Below are 1328 nucleotides of genomic sequence, written 5' to 3' on the forward strand. Positions count from 1 at the left end.
TATCTGCGCATGTCCAAACTCGCTCATTTACCCGTCAATCCCTTGCAGGCCGCCGCGAAGCGGTCGGTTTCAATTAGGCGATACCGTGGCGGTCGTCAAGTTTCACCGAAAACGTCATAGAGCCATATTCTTTCGACGCCAAGCTCCTTATAAATATGCGTTTTCCAGCCTCCTCACTCAGACCAATTTCAACCGAATAAATCGAGAACATCAAGTCATCAAGCAATATATATTTACTCATTTCATCTCACTGGAAAAATTGTGATGGCTTCCCACACTTTGACAACAGCATTAAATTCATAGGAGGCTTGAACCTTAGGGCACCTCGAATTACCGGTAAATCCCGCGTAATCGCCGGTCGGGATGCCGGCAGATGCGTTTTTTGATGTCAGACCGAGCTGATTCCCGCCCGTGTTGCGGGTGCTGAACCTCATTTTGTGCAGTCCGGACGGACTGCGGGCGTCAGAACGCCTCGACCCTGGCCTCCTTCAAGTAGACCAAGCGCCGCAAATTGTAAGCGGCGACCTTCCAATTGAGCTGCAACGTGGCGCGCGCCAGTCCGATCGTGCGAAGGCCCTTGCCGCCCATCTCGGCCAGGCCGCCAAACACATGCTCGATCCTGGCGCGGGTCTTGGCGATGCGCGTGTTGCGCCGCTTTTGGGCCTCCGAAATTGGCTTGCCCTTGCTTCCTTTGCGCTGGATGTGCATGCGCCATCCCTGCTGCGTCAACCTGTCTTCGCGCTCGCCATCCACGTAGCACTTATCTGCCAAGACGTTGCGACTGGTATTCGAGGGGTCGAGCACCGCCTCGAAATGAAGGGTGTCATGCTCGCTGGCAGTGCTGACCTTGATCTTGCGTACCAGCTTGTAGCGTTTGTCTGCGTTGGCTGATACCTTGTAGCCGAAGTAGGACTTGCCATGCTTCTTGGTCCAGCGCGCGTCCATGTCTTTCTGCCGGCGCTTCGCAGGCTTCCAGCCGATTGGCATGGCCCCTTCTCCAACGAGCGCTTTTTCCTCTTTGCACATTGACTGTTTCGGCGTCTGCACGATGCTCGCGTCGACCATCTGACCGCCACGCGCAATGTAGCCATGCCTGGAAAGCTGACGGTTGACGGCGTCAAAGATACTCTCGCTGGCACCGGCCTTGAGCAAGCGCTCCTTGAAGGTCCAGATCGTTGTCCGGTCCGGTATCTGACTACCTGAGGCTCTTGCAAAACTGGCGTAACGCATGGGAACGGCTTGGCATCGCAAGCATAAAGGAGGGTGTGGGCGCACCCATTTCTGGCATGATGCAGTTTCTCAAGACTTCACCAAAACGCCCACACAAT

General features: G+C 55.3%; 1 protein-coding gene. It reads right to left on the reverse strand.

Translation table 11 applies throughout. The features are described 5' to 3' along the window. Positions 1–462 precede the first annotated feature (462 nt). The gene (locus F2P44_RS34260; RefSeq protein ID WP_229423916.1) at positions 463–1230 is read right to left on the reverse strand and encodes an IS5 family transposase; all 768 of its coding nucleotides are present in this window, start codon (positions 1228–1230) and stop codon (positions 463–465) included. Between the last annotated feature and the right edge of the window lie 98 nt (positions 1231–1328).

Origin of the sequence: Massilia frigida, from assembly GCF_011682175.1 — a bacterium.
Lineage (GTDB): Bacteria > Pseudomonadota > Gammaproteobacteria > Burkholderiales > Burkholderiaceae_D > Telluria_A > Telluria_A frigida.

Excerpts from the sequence above, each read along its gene's own strand:
- F2P44_RS34260 (WP_229423916.1), bottom strand. The coding sequence starts at position 1,230 with ATGCGTTACGCCAGTTTTGCAAGAGCCTCAGGTAGTCAGATACCGGAC.